A 22463-nucleotide genomic window follows, 5' to 3' on the forward strand; every position below is an offset into this window, starting at 1 on the left:
AAAGGTTTTTCTCAAACCTGACAATAGTTATAATACCGAAAAAGATAACAAATTGCAAGAGCAAAAAGTAAATTTTTCTAGAAATTATTCATGTAAATTCCATTGGCGAATAATCATCTCGATCGCAGCTTCTAAACTTCTGCTTGAACCTAGATCTTCATCCCCTAAAAAGCTTTGAAATTCTTTCGGTCCAGTCGTTAAAATCTCACCGATACGTTTTTTACCAATAAATAATTCATTGACGGTATAGTCTTTGCCATGAATGGCTTTCGTTGTTTCTTCAATACGGACTTCGATATCTTTATTTTTCTTAGACATGATTGCACCTCTTTCTTTACAGCACCTTACTATTTTAACAGAAAACCAGCAAAAGAAAAAGAAAATCTCATCTGGAACGAAAAAAAGTAGTCAATCGTTACGATCGACTACTTTTGCTGCTTTGTCTCATTTCTGGTTCGTCAAGACAGCACTGGTTACGGTATACCCCGCATCGCTTAAGATTTTCTCAATCGCTGCGACTTGGCGCGACTCTACTTGGATCTCAACAATCGTTTTTAGCGCCATCCGATTGACTACGATGGTCAAAATACTCATCTGATGATCGGCAAGCAGTTTGGTCACGTCTGCTAACACGCCTACATGGTCATCCGTGATCTCGATGGACACTCGGGTTCCGCCATCGTGGTAGCCAGTGATTTTCAAAAAGGCATCGAAAATATCATTGTTGGTAATGATTCCCACTAAGGCATCATCATCCATGACTGGTAAAACCCCCACGTTTTCACTACGCATGACGGAAATGGCGTCCTCTAATAGTGCATCTGGTTCAATCGTGGTCACTTTTTTCAACATGATATCAGCGACCGTCGTTTTATTTAAGAGATAGTTCATTTCATAAACGCTTAAGCTTGTCGCTTTTGAGGGAGTTGCTTCAGCGATCGTTCCTTCTGTGATCAACCCTACTAATTTACCATCGTCAACGACGGGCAGACGGTGGATATCGTGCTGCTTCATTAAATCTACTGCATCAAAGATCGGTGTCTGCGAATCGACGGTGACGACCGTCTTCGTCATAAAATCACTTACACTCATTGTTTAGCCTCCTAGATACGCTTTTCTTACTTCATCACTTGCTAGTAATTCTTCTCCAGTACCTTCTAAAACGATTTTCCCCGTTTCTAATACATAGCCGCGATCGGCAATCGATAAAGCCATTTTTGCATTTTGTTCAATCAGCAGCACAGTCGTTCCTTGCTGCTTGATTTCTTGAATGATTGAAAAAATTTCTTTGATAAAAATCGGTGCCAAGCCCATCGAGGGCTCATCCAGCAAAAGCAAGCGCGGTTTTGACATCAATGCCCGCCCCATTGCCAACATCTGCTGCTCACCGCCAGATAATGTCGACGCATCTTGCGAGAGGCGTTCTTTCAATACAGGAAACTTGCGGTAAACTTGTTCATAGTCTTCTTTGACACCACTGTCTTTACGCAAGAAGGCGCCCATCTCTAAGTTTTCTTGAACCGTCAATCCTGAAAAGACGTGCCGCCCTTCTGGCACTTGCGACAAGCCGTTTGCGACGATTTTTTGCGGTGCTTCTTTCTCAATTCGTTTTCCTTCAAAAGTGACTGAGCCATTTGAGGGGCGGATCAATCCAGAAATCGTCCGTAAAATCGTGGTTTTCCCTGCACCATTGGCACCAATCAGTGAAACGATCTCCCCTTTATTGACGTGGAAGGAAACATCATGGACCGCTTGGATCATGCCGTAGTGTACACTTAAATTTTGAATTTCCAGCATCAGATTTCCCCTCCTAGATAAGCTTCGATCACCCGCGGATTGTTTTTGATCTCTTCTGGTTCACCGTGGGCGATGACTTGGCCGTATTCCAGCACATAGATCCGTTCGCACACTTCCATGACCAAACTCATATCATGCTCAATCAAGAGGATCGTCAATTGAAAATCTTTTTGGATCTTATAGATCAACTTTGTCAGTTCTGTTGTTTCTTGAGGATTCATCCCCGCAGCCGGTTCGTCAAGAAACAGAATTTTTGGTTCTGTAGCCAATGCGCGTACGATCTCTAACCGACGCTGCTCGCCATAAGGCAAATTTTTCGCTAACGTTTGACTTTTGCCATCCATATCAAAGATCCGTAACAGCTCTAAGGCTTTTTTCTTCATGGACGCTTCGTTTTTGTAGTACTTTGGCAAACGCAGGATGCTAGTCAGCAGTCCTTCTTTATGCTTACTGTTCATAGCGATCAAGACGTTGTCCATCACAGTCAAATTTTTAAACAAGCGAATGTTTTGGAAGGTTCTTGAAAGACCTAAATCCGCGATTTTATAGGGCTTCACGCCATTTAAACGTTTTGGCTTACCTTGGGTCTCAAAAAGCACTTCCCCTTCACTAGGTTCATACACACCTGTCAGGAGATTAAAGAGCGTTGTCTTGCCAGCACCGTTTGGTCCAATCAATCCGACCAGCTCATTGGTATCTAAATGGAGGTCTACATGAGAAACAGCAGCTAAACCGCCGAAGTTTTTCGTTAAGCTTTTAACTTCTAATAGAGGCATCGTTGTCATCCCCCTTTTTTCTAAATTTATCCAGCAGTCCTTTTACGGAGAATTCCCATGTCCCTAAAAGTCCGCTTGGTTTAAAGATCATGATGATGATCAAAGCCAATGCATAAATGATCATGCGCAAATCAGAGAAGCCTTGCAAGTACATATTTAAGATTCCTAGCACTACTGCCGAGACAACTGCTCCTGTGGTACTCCCAAGCCCTCCAAAAACGACGATGATCAATACATCGATCGATTTCATAAAACCGTAATCTCGTGGGAAAACCGACTGCTGATAGCTGGCATAAAGGGTACCAGCAATGCTTGCCATCACCGCCCCCATTACAAACGCAATTACCTTGTATTTCGTTGTGTTGACCCCCATTGATTCTGCAGCGATCTCATCTTCCCGAATCGCTAAAGTCGCCCGACCTGGTCCGCTATGGATAAAGTTTGACACGACAAGAATCGATAAAACGGCAAAGAGAAAGACGATCTGCCAATTACTGAATTGGGGCAATCCGAAAATTCCTGCAGGACCATTGGTCAAGCCTCGTAGGTTCACCAACAAGATCCGAATGATCTCTGCCACACCTAGGGTAGCGATCGCTAGATAGTCGCCTTTTAAACGGAGGGTCGGAATCCCAACCACTAATGCGACTGCACCAGAAACCAGCATCCCCACCAGTAAACCAGTTAAAAAGCCACCAAAGGTTGGATTGCTTGCCGACAGGATCGCGCCAGCATAAGCACCGATTGCCATAAATCCAGCATGTCCTAAGGAGAATTGCCCTGAAAAGCCGATGATCAGATTCAAACTGACTGCCAAGATGATATTGATTCCGATATTGACGATGATGGCATCAGAGAACAAATTGATCATTCCGCCATTGTAGGCTGCAAATAATCCAAAATAAAGAATAGCTGCCAGAGCGAGCCAGATTAAGTTGTAACGTAAATTCTTTTTCATTTCTGCCACCTACACTTTCTCTTTGATATTTTTGCCGAGGATCCCAGCTGGACGAACCAACAATATAATTATTAAAATGACATACACTAAAGCATCCTTATAATCAGAAAAACCAAGCGCTGTCGCTGCTGTTTCTACCAAACCGATCACAAAGCCACCTAAGGCTGCTCCAGGAATGATCCCGATCCCGCCGAGAACCGCTGCAACAAAAGATTTCAGACCAGGAACGACGCCCATTGATGGATCAATGGAATTATAATACAAACCGATCAGCATCCCGCCAGCTGCAGCCAAAGCCGAGCCTAAGGCAAAGGTAAAGGAAATCGTTCGATTGACATTGATCCCCATCAAACGCGCTGCATCTGCATCAACACTTACTGCCCGCATCGCTTTTCCCATACGGGTCTTTTTCACGATCAATTGCAAGAGAATCATTAAGGTAACCGAAACAGCCAAGATCAATAACTGGACATTACTTACTTGAACAAACCCGATGGAATAAGTTTGTCGTTCAATCGCTTGCGGAAAGGGGCGCACATTGGCTGAAAAGAAAAAGATCATGACATTTTGCAAAAAATAAGAAACCCCGATTGCCGTGATCAGTGCCGAAATTCGCGTGGAATTGCGTAAGGGACGATACGCTAAAAATTCGATCGTTACCCCAAGAGCTGCACTGGCGATCATTGAAATGAACAACGCGGGGAAAAACCCTAATTGCCATTGATTGATCAAAAAGTAACCGATAAAACTACCGATCATGTAAACTTCTCCGTGGGCGAAGTTGATCAACTTGATGATGCCATACACCATCGTATAACCCAACGCTAACAAGGCATAGATACTGCCTAGAAACAAGCCGTTGATCAATTGTTGGATCATCATTTCCATATACTCACTTCCAATATCATTTATTATGGTCATTCTTTTAGAGAAAAGAAACTGAGACAAACTCATCAGGTCTGTCCCAGTTTTCACTGCCAAACAACTGCGGGTTTTTTACGGTTCCACAGTGTCTGCTGAGGTTTCTTTCCCGTCAGTCAATCCTAAAACAACTGCTGATTTTTCAGGGTTATGATTTTCATCCATCGTGATTTCACCGGTCACACCGACAAAGTCTTTCAGTTCAGACAAACCAGCTGCGATCGCCAATGAATCTGCTGAGTTTTGATCTTCGATCGCTTGTTTGATCATATAAACAGCATCATAGGCTAATGCATTAAAAGCAGAAGGTTCTTTGCCATATTTTTCATTGAAAGCTGCCACAAACGGCTCAACTTTGTCGTTTGCTGGTGCTTTGGTAGAGAAGTGACCTGTATAGTAAACATTGCTGACATTTTCTGCACCAGCTGTTTGAACCATTTTTTCATCACCGAATCCATCCGCACCAATGATTGCTTGATCAATTCCTAATTCTCGCGCTTGCTTGATGATCAAACCAGCTTCTGTGTAGTAGCCTGGAATGAACAAGACATCGAAGTCAACATCTTTGATTCTTGTAAGAACTGCTTGGAAATCTTTGTCGCCTTCGGTAAAGTTATCCTCTAAGACGATTTCGCCTGGGTAGCTTTCTTTAAATGCTTCCGTTAAACCAATTGCGTAGTCACTTGAGTTATCACCCAAGATTACGGCTTTTGAAGCATCCAAATTTTCTGCTGCATATTTTGCCAAGATTGTTCCTTGGAAGCTATCTTGGAAACAAGAACGGAACGCAAATTCTTGGACTTTTCCACTGGTGTAAGTAATCGCATCATCGGTACCTGAAGGAGTGACCATCGGTACTTGGGCTCTCGTCACATTCGGTAAAGCCGCCTTTGTGGCACCTGAAGTTGCTGGTCCAATAATGGCAACGACTTTATCATTGGTTGCTAAGTTGGCTGCTACTGTCGCAGCTTCATTGTTATCTGATTTGTTATCTTTCGAAATGATTTCAATTTGTTTTCCAAGAACGCCGCCGGCAGCATTGATTTCTTCGACTGCCAAGTCGATCCCCTCTTTTTCAGCCGTCCCATAAGCAGCAACTGCTCCAGACAACTCTAAGTTGGCACCAATCTTAATGGTATCTCCCTCTTGTTTATTGCCACCTTCAGCAGCACCACTGCTATCCGTTGGTCCACCTGTTGGTCCTGCACTACAAGCTGTCAATAAAAACAAACTCGCAAACAAAAATGCAAATTTCTTTTTCATAATTTTCCTCTCCTTTACTTCCCCTGAATATGTTATCCAATATACTGAAAAATCTAGGAAATGTCAACGAATTATCAGAATATTTCACCTATTCAGAATTTATTTTTTTCGCCGATAAAAAATGGTGCTTTTAAAACATTGATCCAGCAACAATGGAATCGCTTTTCTAATTTTTGGATAAAAAGAAAAGCAAGCAAAGGTTTTTCCCCTTTGCTTGCTGCCGATACGCTTTGATTTGATACTTTTTTCTTCAAACGGACGTTTGAAAACATTACATCCTCATGTTAGCGGCTATTTCGTGGATACAATGCTTGAAAATTTGCCGCCGCCCCAACTAAATTGGCATCATTGCGATAGTCACATAACTTGATCAGTGGGACGAAATCATTTAATGCTTGATCCGCCAACATTTTTTTCAAGCGCTGGTCAACTTCTTCTAACAAGCCTTTTTTGGCACTGACACCACCGCCGATAATGATCACTTCAGGATCAAAAGCAAACTGAATACTGAACAGTCCTTGTGCTAAATAGTTGTAAAATTTATTGACTTCCTCGATCGCAATGGCATCGCCATCTTCTGCACGTTGAAAGACCTCTTCACCGGTAATCGTCGTTCGATCCACTCCGATCCGATCACAATACCGCCAGGCCATCTGAACCGCTGTCCCTAGTTGCGAAAATGTTTTGCCTTGATCTAGGATCATCAACCCAAATTCGCCACCGTATAAATGTGCCCCACGGACTAGCTCACCATTTTGAAACAAGGTACCGCCAACGCCTGTTCCGATCACAACGAAGGCTGCTTGCTGATACTCTTTGCCCGCTCCTTGATAAAACTCAGCCATCCCAGCGCAATTGGCATCATTTTCGATGGTTACGGGTACCCCAAACGCTGCTTCGAGTTCTGAGTAAATATCAAACCCATGGATATAAGGGATCGCACTAATGCCGTCGATCCGCCGTTCTTGGGCATTGACCGCACCTGGGGCACTGATTCCAACGCCTTCAATCTCTTCATCTACGCTTGCCCTCACTTGCTGCAGCTGTGCTTTCATTTCCTCCCAAGTATTTGGAGTAGTGAACTTCCCTTTACTCACCAAAGAATCTTGTGCCCAGACGCCATATTTTACTGCTGAACCACCCATATCAAAGACTAAAATCGCCATTTTTTTCCCTCAATCCTTTATTATTCTGATACTGTCTATTTTACCGCAAGTCGGCGCTTGAAGAAAGCGATTTCCGAGAACAAGAAAAAAACAGTCTCATTCACTTAGACTGTCTCTTCATCCATTAGAGTTGTTTTTCTAAAATCACTTGATCGAACAGCTGCTGCCCATTCTCAAAAATCGGTTCGACATAGTGGGTGGTGAAATAATTCTTCACCCGCTCTTTTTCAACATAGCCTTGCTTTTGGTACAAAGTCAAGGCTGCAGAGGGCAGACTACCAGTTTTGATCACTACGATCGGCCGTTTTGCCCCGAGGTGCTGACTGAGGATCGCTTCTTCGGCAGCTTGCAGCAATTGACGACCGATGCCCATTCCTTGCTTTTCTGGCGAAACGGCCACATTCATGATCTCCCAGTTCTTGCCTTGATTTTGATAAACTAGCACACCAATCATTTCTCCAGCTTCTTCATAAACAAGTGTTTGGCTATTATATAGATAGCTTTCTACGACTGCTTTATCAGGATCTGCATCCAGCAGCAACGCCCAAGGATACGCTTCATTAGGGGCGATTGGACGAATCATGGCTTTTTGGCTCCTTTTTTATATTTCTGTTGATTCCTTTTAACTTTTCCGATAACGGTACGTTGGTTTGACTTTGTCCTTCGTATTTCGTTTTAAAGTAAACGTCTGGGGTACGTAATCTATTCCGCCTTTTACAAAGGGATGGCAGCGTAAGATACGAGCTACCCCCATCAAGCCTCCTTTGGCTGCTCCATGGACTTGGATGGCTTGGATCATGTATCCTGAGCAAGTCGGATAATAACGACAGCTAGGAGGAAATAATGGGGAAATACAACGTTGATAGAAACGAACAAAGCCGATCAAAAGTTTACTCATTTCTTGCCAGCCTTTCTTTTTAGCGTACGATTCAGTAAAGATAGATAGAAAAAACTAGGACTCAGCACGTGGCGTAAGTCCTAGTTATGGTTTATTTCATAAACTCAAAGATATGATTCCAAAGACTTGGAGAGAATACTTTAAAAGGACTGCCGTCACCGATCACTCCATAACCAATCATCGTTCCTGCTAGGAACAATAAAATAGCTAATAAAATGACGATTAGAATTTTTATCAAGCTAGTTAAAATATAACGGTTCAACTTCACTTTTTTTCTCTCCTACTCCTATTAGGCGTTAACTGGTACGACTTCTTCTACTGCGTCAGAAACTCGTTCAACAGATGCCCCTAATTGTTGCAATTTTTCGTGGAATTTGTAGTAGCCGCGATCCAAATATTTTAGATTGCGAACACGCGTCCGTCCCGTTGAACGCAAACCTAATAAAATCAACGCTGCTGCGGCACGTAAATCTGTCGCATAGACCAGCGCACCTTGTAATTCATGACCGCCTTCGATCACTGCAACGTTGCCGTCAATTTTTACATGGGCATTCATGCGACGCATTTCTTCTAAATGTTGGAAACGATTCTCAAATACCGTTTCATTCACAACACTCGTTCCTTGCGCTAATAATTGAATAGCAGACATTTGCGCTTGCATGTCCGTAGGAAAACCTGGGTGAGGCATCGTTTTCACATCTGTTGCCTTCAATTGTTCAGGTCCGACCACACGAATCCCTTCAGCGACTTCAGTCACTTCTGCGCCCATTTCGATCAATTTTGAAATCAATGGACGATTGTGCTCTGAGATCGCATCTTTAATAATAACGTCTCCTTGAGTCATCGCTGCTGCAACCATAAAGGTTCCTGCTTCGATACGATCTTGCACGATCGAATGATCTACTGCATGCAGGTGTTCGACACCTTCAATACGCATCGTTTCGGTTCCTGCACCAAAGACCTTGGCACCCATTTTATTCAAAATGTTTGCTAAATCAACGATTTCTGGCTCACGAGCGACGTTTTCGATGATGGTGATGCCTTTAGCTTTTACGGCAGCCATCATGATATTTTGCGTTGCGCCGACACTTGGGAAATCCAAGTAAATGCTATTGCCTTTTAACTCATCGGCGATCGCTTCTATGTATCCATCTTTTTGGATGATTTGCGCGCCTAGTGCTTGAAATCCCTTCAAATGTAAATCAATTGGTCGTTTGCCGATTGCACAGCCGCCAGGCATTGCCACTTTGGCATGTCCATTACGGGCTAACAAAGGCCCCATGACTACGATTGAAGCGCGCATTTGGCTCACATACTCATACGGTGCTTCGATTGCTAATTCTTGTGACGCATCGATCGTCATTGTGTTGTTTTCTTCTTCAAAATCGATTGCGACATTTAAATGCCGAATCACTTCTTTCATTGTTAATACATCGGAAAGGATCGGTACATTTGTTAAAGTCGTTGTTCCTTCTTCCGCTAATAAGCTTGCCGCTAAGATAGGTAGAACAGCATTTTTTGCCCCTTCGATCTTCACTGTTCCAGTTAATCGATTACCACCTTGAACGATCATCTCTTCCATTTATGTTCCCTCCAAATAATGCAGTGACTCACACAAATCTTGCCAATTATAGCATAATATTCGGTGTTTTTGCATATATTAATGAAATTCTTAAAAACCTGTTAAAAATAAATTACGACATAGCGCAATCAACTCAAGGAAAAAAGTACTGGCGGTGTAGCCTAATGCAATCGCAAGAAACACTATGACCATTCGTATCTGAGTCGTTCGTAAAGCTTTAAAAAAAGCATCGATCCGCACAGATTGCAATGCCCAAAATGCTAAATAGATGAACGCTAAATGACTCACGATTCGAATGATTGCATCAATTCCATACACTTGCATACTTCCTGCTCCTTTTTTCATAATTGAACATTCCTATCATACCACAAAGATGTCAAGATAAAAAATAATCTTTCTTGAAATCTTCATGAAAAGACTTTAAAAAGTTTTTAAAACGTTTTCTTGGAGAAACAAAAAAACAAAGGCAAGATGCCCTTGTTTTTTAGGAATGTTTTGACACGTTGATTCGATTGATGGCGCGGTGCAAAGCAACCGTTGCGCGCCGAAGCTGGTCGATATCCTCGACTTGTTTGGCTTCTTCGATTTGGCGTTCTGCACGCTGTTTTGCTCTTTCTGCACGTGAAACGTCGATGTCACGATCACGTTCCGCACTATCGGCTACGATCGAGACAACATTGTCTCGCACTTCTAATATACCGCCGTTGACAGCGACCCAGTCGACATGGGTATCTGAATCGATCCGTTTGACCCGGACTTCATCAATCGTCAATGGAACGATGATTGGGGCATGGTGCGGCAAAATACCGATCTCACCATCTGTCGTACGTGCAACCACGATTTTCGCGTGATGATCGTAAACCAAACCAGCAGGTGTCACCACATTGACTGTTAAAAATTGATCCATGAGGTTCCCCTCTTTCTTCAAGGCTGGTTAATTAATAGCCAATTTTTTTCGCTTTTTCAATGACATCTTCAATTCGTCCAACACTGCGGAAGGCTTCTTCTGGAAGATCATCATATTTTCCTTCAAGAATCTCTGCAAATCCTTTGATGGTTTCTTCAACTGGCACATAAGAACCAGGTTGTCCCGTAAACTGTTCCGCTACGTGGAAGTTTTGTGACAAGAAGAATTGAATGCGGCGTGCGCGGGCAACTAAGGTTTTTTCATCATCAGACAGTTCATCCATCCCTAAGATGGCGATGATGTCTTGTAATTCCCGATAACGTTGCAACGCATGCTGTACTTCAGTCGCTACTTCATAATGTTTTTCACCAACGATTTCAGGTGCTAACGCACTAGAAGAAGACGCCAGTGGATCAACGGCAGGATAGATCCCTTGTTCGGTCAATTTACGTTCCAAGTTGGTTGTTGCATCCAAATGGGCAAAAGCAGTCGCAGGTGCTGGGTCTGTATAATCATCGGCAGGGACATAGATGGCTTGAATAGACGTAACGGAACCTTTTTTCGTCGATGTGATCCGTTCTTGTAATTGCCCCATCTCAGTTGCTAATGTTGGCTGATACCCAACGGCCGACGGCATCCGACCTAGTAAGGCAGATACTTCAGAACCTGCTTGAGTGAAGCGGAAGATATTATCGATAAACAAGAGCACGTCTTGTCCTTCCACATCACGGAAGTACTCGGCTAATGTCAAACCAGTCAAAGCTACCCGCATCCGGGCACCTGGTGGTTCATTCATTTGTCCAAACACCATGGCTGTTTTTTCGATAACGCCAGATTCTTTCATTTCATTATAAAGGTCATTTCCTTCACGTGTCCGTTCACCAACACCTGTGAAGACAGAGATCCCACCATGCTCTTGGGCGATGTTGTGGATCAATTCTTGGATCAAGACGGTTTTACCAACACCGGCACCACCGAAAAGTCCAACTTTCCCCCCTTTTAAATAAGGAGCTAACAAATCAATGACTTTGATCCCAGTTTCAAGGATCTCCGTACTTGTTGACAATTCATCAAAGTCAGGTGCTTTTTTGTGAATCCCACTGCGGGGTGCCTCTTCAGGAAATGGTGCTTCTAAATCGATGGTATCGCCTAGGACATTAAATACCCGTCCTAATGTTTCTGTCCCAACTGGAACAGAGATGGAGGCGCCTGTATCGATTACTTCCATTCCTCGTTGTAAGCCATCTGTTGATTCCATGGCAATCGTACGGATAACGCCGTCGCCAAGTTCTAGGGCAGCTTCTAACACAACTTTTGTTTTCTGCTCATCTTTTTTGTAAACAATCAACGCATTGTTGATATCTGGTAATGATTGGTCTAGAGAGAATTCCACGTCAACAACGGGACCAATGACTTGAACAATCTTGCCTGAACTCATTCGTATTCCTCCATTCGTTCTTGAAACTATTCTAACGCGGATGCCCCCGCCACAATTTCAGTAATTTCTTGGGTGATCGCTCCTTGGCGCGCTCGGTTGTATGAGATCGTCAAGTCCCCAATAATATTTTTGGCATTATCTGTTGCTGTTTTCATCGCTGTCATTCCGGCAGCATGCTCGGCTGTTTTTGCGTCAACAATCGCACCATAAATCAAGCTTTCAGCGTATTGAGGCAGTAATTGATTCAAAATCGCTTCTCTGGAAGGTTCAAACAAGTATTCTTGTTCATAACTTTCGGCTTCTTCAGGATCTAAATCGGATATCGGCAACATTTTCTCCACACGAAATTGGCTAGTCAATGAATTGATGTGATGGTTATAACACACATATAATTCATCGAAGACCTCGTTTTGGTACATCGTGGTTGCCAATGTTACGATTTTACGTACCTCATCAAAGCTTGGTTGATCCGAAAGGTTTCTTAACTCGTACGCCAAATTGATGCCCCGTGCTTTGAAAAAGTCAGCGCCAGTTGCACCAATGGCAATCATGACATACTCTTCTTCTTTTGCATGGTCTTCATCCAGCATGGTCATCATTTGTTTTAAGATGGAACTATTATAGCCGCCCACTAGACCGCCATCAGAAGTGATGACGATATAGCCTGTGCGTTTGACCGGACGACTAACCAACATACTGTTATAGTTCACACCATCTTTAGGACCAGAACCTGCAAGATCGGAAAGCTGCTGTGCAGTCAAATGCGTAACGATTTCACGTACTTTGTTGGCATACACTTGAAACTGTTTCGAATGAGCTTCAGATTTTGTTAATTTTGCAGCTGAAACCATTTGCATGGCCTTTGTGATTTGGCTGGTTTTCTTTGTTGAGGCAATTCGTTGCTTGATTTCATTTAATGAAGCAGCCATTTTCTCTCACCTCTTTTATGCGTTTTGCATTGTCGATATTTTATCTTGCGGTGTCACCCGAGAACTGTTGGATGCCATGAAAATATCTTTGAATGCTTTAATGGTGTCATCTAACAAGCTTTCTTCTGGCAAGTCTTTCGTTGTCCGAATGGTTTCAAAAATCGTTGCTGCGTTTGCTTCGATATACTCAAATAATTCTGCTTCAAAGTCCAATAGTTTATTGACAGGTACACTATCAATGAATCCATGCGTCAACGCATAAAGAATCACGACTTGTTTTTCGACTGCCAATGGTTCATGTAGTTTTTGCTTTAAGATTTCAACGGTACGACGACCGCGGTTTAATTTGGCTTGTGTCGCAGCATCTAGATCAGACCCAAATTGTGTGAAGGCTTCTAGCTCGCGGTAACTTGCCAAGTCCAAACGCAAGGTTCCAGCAACTTTCTTCATCGCTTTGATCTGTGCAGAACCACCAACCCGTGAAACGGACAATCCGGCCGCTACGGCAGGACGCACACCTGAATAGAACAGGTCATTTTCTAAGAAAATTTGTCCATCTGTGATAGAAATCACGTTGGTTGGGATGTAGGCTGAGATATCCCCCGCTTGCGTTTCAACGAATGGCAGTGCCGTCATTGATCCGCCACCTAGTTCATCACTTAATTTCGCTGCACGTTCCAATAAACGAGAGTGCAAGTAGAAGACATCCCCTGGGTATGCTTCACGACCTGGCGGACGGCGTAGAAGTAGAGAAAGTTCACGGTAAGCGACTGCTTGTTTTGATAAGTCATCAAAGACGATCAAAACATGTTTGCCGTTATACATGAATTCTTCTCCCATTGCTGCCCCGGCATAAGGTGCGATGTAAAGCAATGGTGCTGGTTGTGAAGCACCTGCTGAAACAACGATCGTGTAATCAAGTGCACCGTAACGGCGTAATGTTTCTACTTGTGCACGAACCGTTGAGTCTTTTTGGCCAATAGCGACATAGATACAAATCATGTCTTGCCCTTTTTGGTTGATGATCGCATCGATCGCAATCGTTGTTTTCCCGGTTTTCCGGTCACCGATGACTAATTCCCGTTGGCCACGTCCGATTGGCACTAAAGCATCAATAGCTTTCAACCCTGTTTGCATTGGTTCCGATACGGATTTCCGTTGCATTACACCTGGTGCGGCTGCTTCAACTGGGCGTGATTTGTCTGTTTCGATCGGACCTAAGCCATCGATCGGTTGCCCTAATGGATTCACTACCCGGCCAATTAATGCATCGCCGACAGGAACTTCCATGATTTTACCGGTTCGTTTTACTTTGTCTCCTTCACGAATGGTTTCAAAATCACCTAGGATGATGATCCCGACGTCGTTTGATTCTAAGTTTTGTGCCATCCCATAAGAACCGTTTGAAAACTCAAGCAGTTCTCCACTCATGGCATTTTCTAAACCGTGGGCGCGGGCGATCCCGTCCCCAACATATGTGACAGTACCGATTTCTTCTACAGAAAGTTCGTTCTGATAATTTTTAATTTGCTCTTTGATCAAGGCACTAATTTCTTCTGCTTTGATGGCCATCCGATTCACCTCTTATCTCTTGTTTATCTGCCGATTTTTTGTCGCAGATAATCCAGTTGGCTCTTAATACTACCGTCGATCACTTGATGATTTGCTTCAACGATGATTCCGCCTAAAATCGTTGGATCGACCGTTTCTTTCAATTGTGCCTGCTTGTACCCAAGCTTATCGGCGATTTGCTTTTCGATTTTGCTTTTTTGTTCTGCTGACAAAGCAACAGCCGTTGTGATCGTTCCGAGAACAAGACCTTGATATTCATCGTAACGACGTTCGTATTCATCAATGATCAGCAATAGATCATCCATGCGATCATATTCATAAACGATCTCTAAGAAATTTCTGACCAAGCCTTCAAAGCCCTTCAGCAATTGATCGACTAATTGTCTTTTTTCATGGAGATCCAAGCGGTTATCCGTCACGATCTGACCGAATGTTGGAATCTCCTGATAAATCTGACGCAAGGTCATTAATTCTTGGTAAACTTCTGTCAAGCGCTGTTCTTCCATCGCCAATTCGAACAAGGCTTTTCCATAGCGTTTTCCCACTGTGAATTTATCGAGTTTCATTAACTGAACCCAATCCTTCGATATATTGATTGATTAGGGATTCATGATTTTCGGGAGTCAATTCGCGTCCTAAGATTTTTTCTGCGATTTGAAGCGAAAGTTCTGCAACATCATCTTTCACTTCTTTTAACGCAGTTTCTTTTTCAAGGGTGATGTCTGAGTTTGCTTTTTCTTTCAAACGAGCCACTTCTTCTTTGGTCTCGCTCAAAATATTTTGTCGACTCAATTCCCCGCTATCTTTGGCGCTCTTGATGATCTCCGCAGCTTCAGAATGAGAACGTGCCAATTTTTCTTGGCGTTCTTTTTCTAATTTTGCTGCATTCAAGCGTGATTGTTCCGCTGAATCCAAATCATTGGCGATTTTATCTTCCCGTTTTTGCATCATGCTGCTGATGGCATCCCATGCAAAATGTTTCAATAAGAATAGCAAAAGAAGAATTGATCCGCTGACAACGATAATATTGCCAAGCATTGGATTTTGAACTTCCGCTATAACCAACTGATTTAGCATAACGATTCTTCCTTTCTGAAAGTCATTGTTTCATTAGAAAAAAGCAAAAACGAGTGCAATTGTTCGTTTCTGCCTTTTCGTGCTTGTCTTATCGGAAGACTAATAACAGCGCGATAACTACCCCTAGAATCGGTACAGCTTCGACTAACGCTACCCCGATAAACATTGTTGAGCGTAGTTGACCTGACATTTCAGGTTGGCGTGCCATTGATTCGATCGTTTTTGCGATTACTTGTCCGTTACCATACCCTGCACCAATTGCTGCTCCGATAATTGCTAATCCTGCTCCAATAAAGTTCATTCTTTTTTCCTCCTAATTGTATGTCGATTCGATTAATGTTCTGCCACGATTTTGTGGCTCATAAATACCATGGTCAATGTAACAAATACATAAGCTTGGATCGCTCCAATAAAGAGTGAGAAGCCAATCCAGATCATTTCTAGCGGCATCACGATCGGTAATGACCACCAACCAAGACTAATAAACATGTTGGCAATCAATCCTAATAACACTTCCCCTGCGAATATATTTCCATATAAACGCAAGCCTAACGTGATGACATTCGTAAATTCTTCGATGATTTTTAGCGGTAATAAGAACCCCACCGGTTTCAAGTACGAATTGATCAAGTAATTTTTGAAGCCCAACGACTTGATCCCAAAGAAATGTGTCAAGGAAATAACTATAAGTGCGAGTGTCAGTGTAACAAACGGGTCTGCTGTCGGACTTTTCCATAAGGTAATGTCATCTGTCGTCACGATTTTTGTGACTAACCCGATCTCATTTGCCACAAACACAAAAAGAAACATTGTTACACCGAGCAAATGAAAGTTGTTCACTTGAGATCCTGGTAGATTGTCCGCTACGATACCGCGAACAAAGTCAATGACCCATTCAATGAAGTTCTGCTTCCCTTTCGGTTTCATTTGCAGATTACGTGTACAAATAAAGACCACCAAAAAAACAATAATACAAGAAATGATTGTCATCATAGCTACAGTTCCATCAAACCATATAGGACCGATATGAAACATAAGCGATTTATCTTCCAATCTTTCTCACCTCTTTTCCTGTCATCTCCAGAAAAAAATCTGGTGTTACAATGCGTTTCCTCTCATAACAATCGGTATCATACCACCACGAATGGAAAATTTCAAAGCATTTTCAAGAAAATTAGACAAAAAACTCACAATGCCAAAAATCCTAAATTAAATGAAAAATTCCCGTGTCGCTATGTGGAAGAAAAAGCCTGTTATATCAACAGCTTTCCCTTAAATGCTACCAAATTTAGCGCGATTTTCAAAGCAATAACCTCTATCGGATTCTAAAAGAAGTTCTTAGAAAATTAGAAATTTCTAAGAACTCGGTCAATTTGTCTTTCTTGATCTTTGCGTTTCAAGGATTCCCGCTTGTCATATTCGCGTTTTCCTTTCGCTAAACCAATCAAAACTTTGGCATAACCATCCTTGATATACACCTTTAACGGAACGATCGTCATGCCTGTATTTTTTGTTTCGCCAATCAGACGAGCAATCTGCTTTTTATGCAGTAACAGTTTTCTTGTCCGTAGTGGATCATGATTAAAAATGTTTCCTTGCTCGTATGGGCTGATATGCACATTGACTAAGAATGCCTCACCATTGCGAATGCGTACAAAGCCGTCTTTCAAATTGATCCGACTGTTACGGATCGCTTTGATCTCTGTTCCCTGTAAGACGATCCCCGCTTCGATCGTATCGAGGATCGTGTAATCATGGCGGGCCTTTTTGTTTTGGGCGATTAATTTCCCTTCTCCTTTAGGCACGGGCCATCCCTCCAATTATTTTTTCTTGATTCCTTTGTAAAAAGGTTTTTTCTTTTTCACTTTGCCAGCTTTCTTTGACTTGCCTTTACCGGTTTGTTCAAAGCGTTTCCCTTGTTTTTTCTCAGGGTTGTGTTGTTTTTTCCCGCGACGGTTCGCTTCATTTTTTTGATGGTTGTTTCGTTTGTTGGCTTTTGGTGCTTGCAGTTTTTCGACTTCTTCTGCTGCTACCAATTCGAAATCGATCTCTCTTGTTTCAGGATCAGCTTTCACGACTTTGATACGAACTTTTTGACCAATTTTAAAGGTCAAGCCTGTCCGTTCACCTACAAGTGCCAGATGGTTTTCCAAATAATGGAAGTAATCTTGCTTCAGATTATTGATATGGATCAGCCCTTCAATCGTGTTAGGCAATTCAATAAACAAGCCAAACTTAACGACGGAACTGATGATACCGTCAAACTCTTCTCCTACTTTATCGGCCATATACTCAGCTTTTTTAAGCGCATCGACTTCTCTTTCTGCATCGACTGCTCGTCGTTCCATTTGGGAGCTGTGCATTGCGATGTCAGGCAAGATTTCAGCCCATTTGTTTTGGTTGGCTTCAGAGACATCTTCACTGTAAGAACGAATCAAGCGATGCACGATCAAGTCGGGGTACCGACGGATCGGTGACGTGAAGTGGGTATAATCTTCCGCTGCCAAACCATAGTGGCCGACGTTTTCTTCTGAATACTTCGCTTGCTGCATACTTCTGAGCAGCATCGTATTGACAACCATCGCCTCTGGCTTATCTGCGACATCTTCAACCACTTTTTGCAGTTGTTTTGGTGAGATCGAGCCGTTGGTTTGTTTGATTACAATCCCTAAAGCAGAAGCAAAATCAAAGAAGCGACGCATTTTCTCTTCTTTTGGTTCCTCATGGATCCGATAAATAAATGGTAAATGCTTCCGATTGAAATGGCGCGCCACGGTTTCATTGGCTGCCAACATGAAGGACTCGATCAATCGTTCGCCGACGCCACGTTCTCGCAGAACGATTTCTTGCGGGTGTCCTTCTCCATCGACCAAGACTTTCGCTTCGCGGTCTTCAAAAGAAACCGCCCCACGCTTGATCCGCATCGTTTCTAACACGTGGTGCAAGGCGGCCATATCATGGAACATCGGTACTAGTTCCCCATATTCTTTGCTGGTTTCTGGATCATTGTCTTCAATAATTTGATTGACTGCCTGATAAGTCATGCGGGCACTTGTTTGAATAATACTTTGGAAAATATTGTAATCCGTGACGATCCCCTCTTGGTTGATCCACATTTCACAGCTCATGGCCAACCTTGGGACATTCGGATTCAACGAACAGATCCCGTTTGATAAACGTTGTGGGATCATCGGGATTACTCGATCCGTTAGATAGACACTCGTTCCCCGCTCAAAAGCTTCTTTGTCCAACGCACTGTTTTCTGTCACATAATAAGAAACATCTGCGATATGCACGCCCAAATAGAAGCTGCCGTCAGGCAATGCTTTTACCGTCACCGCATCATCCAAATCTTTGGCATCCGCTCCATCGATCGTTACGATCTGTTGATCTCGCAAATCCCGTCGTTCTGGAAAGTCAGCAGGATGGATCGTATCGGGTACTGCATCTGCCGCTGCCAAGGTTTCTTCCTCAAATTTTGTAGGAATCCCGTTCGCCACGACGATCGACAAAATATCCATTCCTGGATCGTTTTTATGCCCCACAACTTTTGTGATCAACCCCTCTAAGCTTTTCGAATAGCCTTTTTCTGGGTAATGGCTGATCTCAACGATCACGATGCTGCCGTCTACTGGACGAATTCCTTGGGCGCCGATAAACACCTTTAAATCGCTTAGTTTTTTATCTTTAGGTTGAACAACGCCATATAGATCCGATTCTTCGATCTCTTTTTCGTCAAATAATGTAAACTCGCCGACCAACTGACTGATGGCGCGTTGCTTGATTTCTACGACCTTTCCCTCTGCGCCGCGATCTGAAAAAGGATCGGCAACATGCACGATGTCTACAGCAACGGTATCGCCGTCCATGGCATAGCCTGTTGCTTCTTTAGGGATATAAATATCGTCTTCTTCTTCATCCAACGTGACAAAGCCGAAGCCCCGCTCGTTGGCACGGAAGGTTCCTTCCACAAACACTCGTTTCATTGGTAACTTCACTTTGCCTTTTTTGTTAAAAATCACACTGCCTTCTCGTTCCATCGCCGCTACTGTCTGGACAAGATTCTTAAAGTCAGTACTTTTTTGAAGTCCTAGACCTTCAGCAATTTCTTCCATTGAAAAACTTTTTTTACGGCTTTCTTCGAGAAACTGAACAATTTTTGTTTTAATCGTTTCTGTCATAACTCACTCTTTCCAAGCAAGTGTTTCTAAGAAAGCAAACACATCCTGCTCTAATTTTTTCCGTTCTGGTCCAACTGTCACCACATGACCACTTTGAGGATACCATTGAAGCGTATAGGGAACATGGGACAATGCCGCTGCGGTTTTGAAAACCGTCTGTGGATCGATCATTTGGTCCCTTCCTGCTTGCGCCAGGAAGATTGGGCGCTCGATTTTTCCTAAATGCTCGGCTGTGGTTTGTCCGACTGTTTCGATTCCTTGCAGTTGTTCTCTGACCTTACGAGGGACTTTTGCCAATATTTCTTTTTGGGTCGCCTCATCTAAATCAGCGTAGGGTATGACCATTTCAGCATACTTTTCAAAATTGACTGGTACTTCGTTCTTGGTTTCAAATAACGGTGAGCAAAAAAGACCGCCGCCCATCAATGTTGGGTCTTGCGTCAAACGATCCATCGCTAAAATCCCACCCATCGAAAGTCCAAGAACGGCAACTTCCTCATAGCCTTTTTCTTTCACATAAGCAACTGCATCCGCAGCATCCTGCTGCCAAACAGTCATTCCTTGATTTAAGATATCATCTGGATTCGGTGTACCATGTCCAGTAAACATCGGTGTATAAACCGTGTAGTCTTTTTGTTCTAACGAACGACAAAGCATGCGCACATCGTTAGGACTGCCTGAATAGGCATGGAACAAAATGACCGCTCGTTTGCCGTGTTCAGCAAAAACCGGTTTTGGTTGATTAAATGTTTTCATGTTTCCTTTCACCTCACGTCCAATTCTACCATAGTTAGCAAGAATACTTCGACAAATGCGATCAAAATCTTCCCGTTAAAAAGAAAAAAACCTCTCTTTACGAGAGGTTCGCTAACAAAGTGATTAGTTTGATGAAAGAAAAGCCAAAATAAAGAGCAAGACCATCCAAACAAAACCTAAAATGGCCGTTGAACGCTGCATCACCGCTTCAAATCCACGGGCTTTTTGCTTACCAAACAATTGATCTGCACCGCCAGTAAAGGCACTAGCTGCACTATTTTGCTTGCTAGGCTGCATCATGATCGTAATGACCATTAAAATCGAAATAACGATCACAGCAGTTAATAAGATGTTATACACGTTAGCTCCTCCTTGCTTGCTAAAGTCGTCCTTTCCATTTTAGCATTTTCCGCTGGAAATTACTACTCTCTTTTTGTCATTGATCGTTGCATGACGGTTTAAAAAAAAGACTGTCCTTTCTGACAGCCTTTTTCTCATAGATCACTTTCGTTCAAATCAGCGAACGAGTACGTCATCGTATTCTGGTTTTTCTTTGAACTCTTTGACCGCAAAGGAGCAGACAGGCATAATTTTTTTCTTTTCCCGTCTTGCTTTTTCAACAACCGCTTTGAGTAATTTTTGCGCCAATTGCTGGCCGCGATAATCAGGATTAACGAAGGTGTGGTCTACTTCTAGAACATCATCTGGCGTTTCTTGCCATGTGATTTCTCCCACCTCTTTTTCTCCATCATACAAAGCAAAACGTTTATTTTCTTCTTTGATTTCCATTGCTTTCTTCCTTTCTATCAGACGATGTCTGTATTTTGTTTGATATTCTCAATGAATTGCAAAACGGTTGGCCAATATTCTGGTGCATCTTTCACTGCCTGTAAATGTCCCATATTCGCAAAGAGGACTTTTTGTTTCGGTCCAGCCGTTGCTTCCATTAAGGTATTGATCTCTTTTTCCGAAAGAAACGAATCTTTTTCTCCTTGTAAAAACAGCACAGGTAAATGGTTGCTGCCGACTTGTCGGGTCACCGAGATCTGCAAGAAGGGATAACCGACTAATTGTTTGCTATAGCGATTCGCTAAGCGCAAAAAGCGTTTGATCGGTAACCGAGAAAATTGCGGCAAGCTTGATCGGATCGCACTGTAAACGGACGTATAGCTGCTGTCTGAGATCAACCCAGCCACTTGCACCGGCATGACTTCTCCACTAGCCAGCAGCAAGGTCGCAGCCCCCATTCCTAAACCATAGAGGAAGATTTGTGTTTGTGGGTCTTTTTCCAAAATCTTATCGATCCACAAAAGCAGATCCATCCGATCTAGCCACCCTAAGCCGATCTCTTTGCCTTCACTGCGACCATGTGCACGTAAATCAGGAACCAAAACATTGTAACCAGCAGACCAGAATTTCTCGGCTGCTTCTTGACAATCTGCTTGCCCATCACTGCGATACCCATGCAAGCAGATCACCCACGTTTTTGCACACTGATCAAAGACTTCCGCTGTTAGGATCAGATCATCGGCGGTCGTTACCGTACATTCCGAACCTTGTGTCCAAAAAGCCGAACTCTTTGTTGCGATCCGCTCTTTGTATGGAATCCCCAGTTTCTTTCTGCCTTCTTTTTCATACCATTCATTGTTTCGCATAATGATCGCCGAAACAAAATAGCGTACGCCCTTTTTCAAAACAGACGTGCGATATACATAGTACACCAAAAAACCAAAAATAAGCAGTAGTAGCAATAGCCAAACCATAGGATCCCCCCTTCATTTTAGTTTACCATTTACAATGGATTTCAGCCAAAGTTTTGTCGCACGTCTTAAATAAGTCCTATACTTTAAAAAAACTTTGCCCTGACTTCTAGCAGAGAAGCAGGACAAAGTTTTAATTGGTTAACTATGTTTTCGTCGATAAAGTATGCCAACGCTTGTAACGAGTAAAATACTTCCAAGGATACTCCACTCATAAGAAGAGCGCTCGTTTGTCTTAGGCAATCGTTTTTCAGTAGTCGCATGGTTTGCGTCATTCTTGTTGTCATCTTCCGATTGTTTAGAAGTATCTGGCTTTTTAGGTGACAACGGGACCTGCGGCTTTTTAGGATCACTCGGTGTTTTTGGTGTCTCTGGCCCTGTATAAGTGTTGACTAAGTTATAGCCATTTATTTTGGTGGTGTATTCTGGAACTTTTCCTTCTTGGATCGTGTAGGTATAGGCTTTTCCTTCGGCATCGTATT

The 22463-nt window shown here is 42.9% G+C and carries 28 protein-coding genes; all 28 read right to left on the reverse strand.

All coding sequences use genetic code 11. The features are described 5' to 3' along the window. Positions 1-84: 84 nt before the first annotated feature. Positions 85-318, reverse strand: coding sequence for a DUF2969 domain-containing protein (locus Q1X33_RS13850; protein WP_005228752.1), 234 nt, complete (start codon positions 316-318; stop codon positions 85-87). A gap of 126 nt (positions 319-444) precedes the next feature. Further along, on the reverse strand, positions 445-1092 hold the full coding sequence (locus Q1X33_RS13855; RefSeq protein WP_005228750.1) for a CBS and ACT domain-containing protein: 648 nt from the start codon (positions 1090-1092) through the stop codon (positions 445-447). 3 nt (positions 1093-1095) lie between these two features. After that, a complete protein-coding gene (locus Q1X33_RS13860) occupies positions 1096-1797 on the reverse strand; it encodes an ABC transporter ATP-binding protein (protein WP_005228747.1) in 702 nt (233 codons plus the stop codon). Beyond that, complete coding sequence (locus Q1X33_RS13865) at positions 1797-2573, reverse strand: ABC transporter ATP-binding protein (RefSeq protein ID WP_015510179.1); 777 nt, start codon at positions 2571-2573, stop codon at positions 1797-1799. The genes Q1X33_RS13860 and Q1X33_RS13865 overlap by 1 nt, the downstream gene beginning before the upstream one ends. Beyond that, on the reverse strand, positions 2554-3531 hold the full coding sequence (locus tag Q1X33_RS13870) for a branched-chain amino acid ABC transporter permease (RefSeq protein ID WP_005228744.1): 978 nt from the start codon (positions 3529-3531) through the stop codon (positions 2554-2556). The genes Q1X33_RS13865 and Q1X33_RS13870 overlap by 20 nt, the downstream gene beginning before the upstream one ends. 9 nt (positions 3532-3540) lie before the next feature. After that, positions 3541-4419, reverse strand: coding sequence for a branched-chain amino acid ABC transporter permease (locus Q1X33_RS13875; protein WP_005228742.1), 879 nt, complete (start codon positions 4417-4419; stop codon positions 3541-3543). A 108-nt stretch (positions 4420-4527) separates the two neighbouring features. Beyond that, positions 4528-5715, reverse strand: a complete 1188-nt coding sequence (locus tag Q1X33_RS13880) for an ABC transporter substrate-binding protein (RefSeq protein ID WP_010749790.1) — start codon at positions 5713-5715, stop codon at positions 4528-4530. A 284-nt stretch (positions 5716-5999) separates the two neighbouring features. After that, complete coding sequence (locus Q1X33_RS13885) at positions 6000-6881, reverse strand: ROK family protein (RefSeq protein WP_005228730.1); 882 nt, start codon at positions 6879-6881, stop codon at positions 6000-6002. A gap of 124 nt (positions 6882-7005) precedes the next feature. Further along, on the reverse strand, positions 7006-7464 hold the full coding sequence (locus tag Q1X33_RS13890; RefSeq protein ID WP_005228727.1) for an N-acetyltransferase: 459 nt from the start codon (positions 7462-7464) through the stop codon (positions 7006-7008). A 39-nt stretch (positions 7465-7503) separates the two neighbouring features. Then, the gene (yidD, locus tag Q1X33_RS13895; RefSeq protein ID WP_005228725.1) at positions 7504-7779 is read right to left on the reverse strand and encodes a membrane protein insertion efficiency factor YidD; all 276 of its coding nucleotides are present in this window, start codon (positions 7777-7779) and stop codon (positions 7504-7506) included. A gap of 91 nt (positions 7780-7870) precedes the next feature. Further along, positions 7871-8047 carry a DNA-directed RNA polymerase subunit beta gene (locus tag Q1X33_RS13900; protein ID WP_005228723.1) on the reverse strand — a complete coding sequence of 59 codons (177 nt, stop codon included), beginning with the start codon at positions 8045-8047 and terminating at the stop codon, positions 7871-7873. A gap of 21 nt (positions 8048-8068) precedes the next feature. After that, positions 8069-9361 (reverse strand): UDP-N-acetylglucosamine 1-carboxyvinyltransferase, encoded by a 1293-nt coding sequence (gene murA, locus Q1X33_RS13905; protein WP_005228721.1) that lies wholly within the window; start codon positions 9359-9361, stop codon positions 8069-8071. Positions 9362-9451: 90 nt separating this feature from the next. After that, on the reverse strand, positions 9452-9685 hold the full coding sequence (locus tag Q1X33_RS13910; protein WP_005228718.1) for a DUF1146 family protein: 234 nt from the start codon (positions 9683-9685) through the stop codon (positions 9452-9454). Between the two features lie 160 nt (positions 9686-9845). Beyond that, entirely contained in the window at positions 9846-10268 is a 423-nt protein-coding gene (locus Q1X33_RS13915; protein WP_005228716.1) for a F0F1 ATP synthase subunit epsilon, read from the reverse strand. 31 nt (positions 10269-10299) lie between these two features. After that, positions 10300-11706 (reverse strand): F0F1 ATP synthase subunit beta, encoded by a 1407-nt coding sequence (atpD, locus tag Q1X33_RS13920; RefSeq protein WP_005231864.1) that lies wholly within the window; start codon positions 11704-11706, stop codon positions 10300-10302. Positions 11707-11732: 26 nt separating this feature from the next. Next, positions 11733-12635: a F0F1 ATP synthase subunit gamma gene (locus Q1X33_RS13925; protein ID WP_005228710.1), complete on the reverse strand. Its 903-nt coding sequence runs from the start codon at positions 12633-12635 to the stop codon at positions 11733-11735. Between the two features lie 15 nt (positions 12636-12650). Next, positions 12651-14207 carry a F0F1 ATP synthase subunit alpha gene (atpA, locus tag Q1X33_RS13930; RefSeq protein ID WP_005228708.1) on the reverse strand — a complete coding sequence of 519 codons (1557 nt, stop codon included), beginning with the start codon at positions 14205-14207 and terminating at the stop codon, positions 12651-12653. 23 nt (positions 14208-14230) lie between these two features. Continuing rightward, positions 14231-14773, reverse strand: coding sequence for a F0F1 ATP synthase subunit delta (locus tag Q1X33_RS13935; RefSeq protein WP_005228707.1), 543 nt, complete (start codon positions 14771-14773; stop codon positions 14231-14233). Beyond that, complete coding sequence (gene atpF / locus Q1X33_RS13940) at positions 14760-15284, reverse strand: F0F1 ATP synthase subunit B (RefSeq protein WP_005228706.1); 525 nt, start codon at positions 15282-15284, stop codon at positions 14760-14762. Before atpF ends, Q1X33_RS13935 begins: the two co-directional genes overlap by 14 nt. 88 nt (positions 15285-15372) lie before the next feature. Beyond that, complete coding sequence (gene atpE / locus Q1X33_RS13945; RefSeq protein ID WP_005228705.1) at positions 15373-15585, reverse strand: ATP synthase F0 subunit C; 213 nt, start codon at positions 15583-15585, stop codon at positions 15373-15375. 32 nt (positions 15586-15617) lie between these two features. Then, positions 15618-16337 carry a F0F1 ATP synthase subunit A gene (gene atpB, locus Q1X33_RS13950; protein ID WP_005228704.1) on the reverse strand — a complete coding sequence of 240 codons (720 nt, stop codon included), beginning with the start codon at positions 16335-16337 and terminating at the stop codon, positions 15618-15620. Between the two features lie 293 nt (positions 16338-16630). Beyond that, a complete protein-coding gene (smpB, locus tag Q1X33_RS13955; RefSeq protein ID WP_008380870.1) occupies positions 16631-17089 on the reverse strand; it encodes an SsrA-binding protein SmpB in 459 nt (152 codons plus the stop codon). Between the two features lie 15 nt (positions 17090-17104). Next, positions 17105-19465: a ribonuclease R gene (rnr, locus tag Q1X33_RS13960; RefSeq protein ID WP_005228702.1), complete on the reverse strand. Its 2361-nt coding sequence runs from the start codon at positions 19463-19465 to the stop codon at positions 17105-17107. A gap of 3 nt (positions 19466-19468) precedes the next feature. Next, positions 19469-20221: a carboxylesterase gene (locus Q1X33_RS13965; RefSeq protein WP_005228701.1), complete on the reverse strand. Its 753-nt coding sequence runs from the start codon at positions 20219-20221 to the stop codon at positions 19469-19471. Positions 20222-20344: 123 nt separating this feature from the next. Then, positions 20345-20581, reverse strand: a complete 237-nt coding sequence (secG, locus tag Q1X33_RS13970; protein WP_005228700.1) for a preprotein translocase subunit SecG — start codon at positions 20579-20581, stop codon at positions 20345-20347. Between the two features lie 156 nt (positions 20582-20737). Continuing rightward, entirely contained in the window at positions 20738-21010 is a 273-nt protein-coding gene (locus Q1X33_RS13975) for a GNAT family N-acetyltransferase (protein ID WP_034869153.1), read from the reverse strand. 17 nt (positions 21011-21027) lie between these two features. Beyond that, positions 21028-21984 (reverse strand): alpha/beta hydrolase, encoded by a 957-nt coding sequence (locus Q1X33_RS13980; protein WP_074536102.1) that lies wholly within the window; start codon positions 21982-21984, stop codon positions 21028-21030. A 138-nt stretch (positions 21985-22122) separates the two neighbouring features. After that, the coding region (locus tag Q1X33_RS13985) for a Cna B-type domain-containing protein (protein WP_301969705.1) at positions 22123-22463 on the reverse strand (341 nt) is incomplete at its 5' end.

Origin of the sequence: Enterococcus sp. B2E4 (assembly GCF_030499455.1) — a bacterium.
Classification (GTDB): Bacteria; Bacillota; Bacilli; order Lactobacillales; family Enterococcaceae; genus Enterococcus_D; species Enterococcus_D casseliflavus.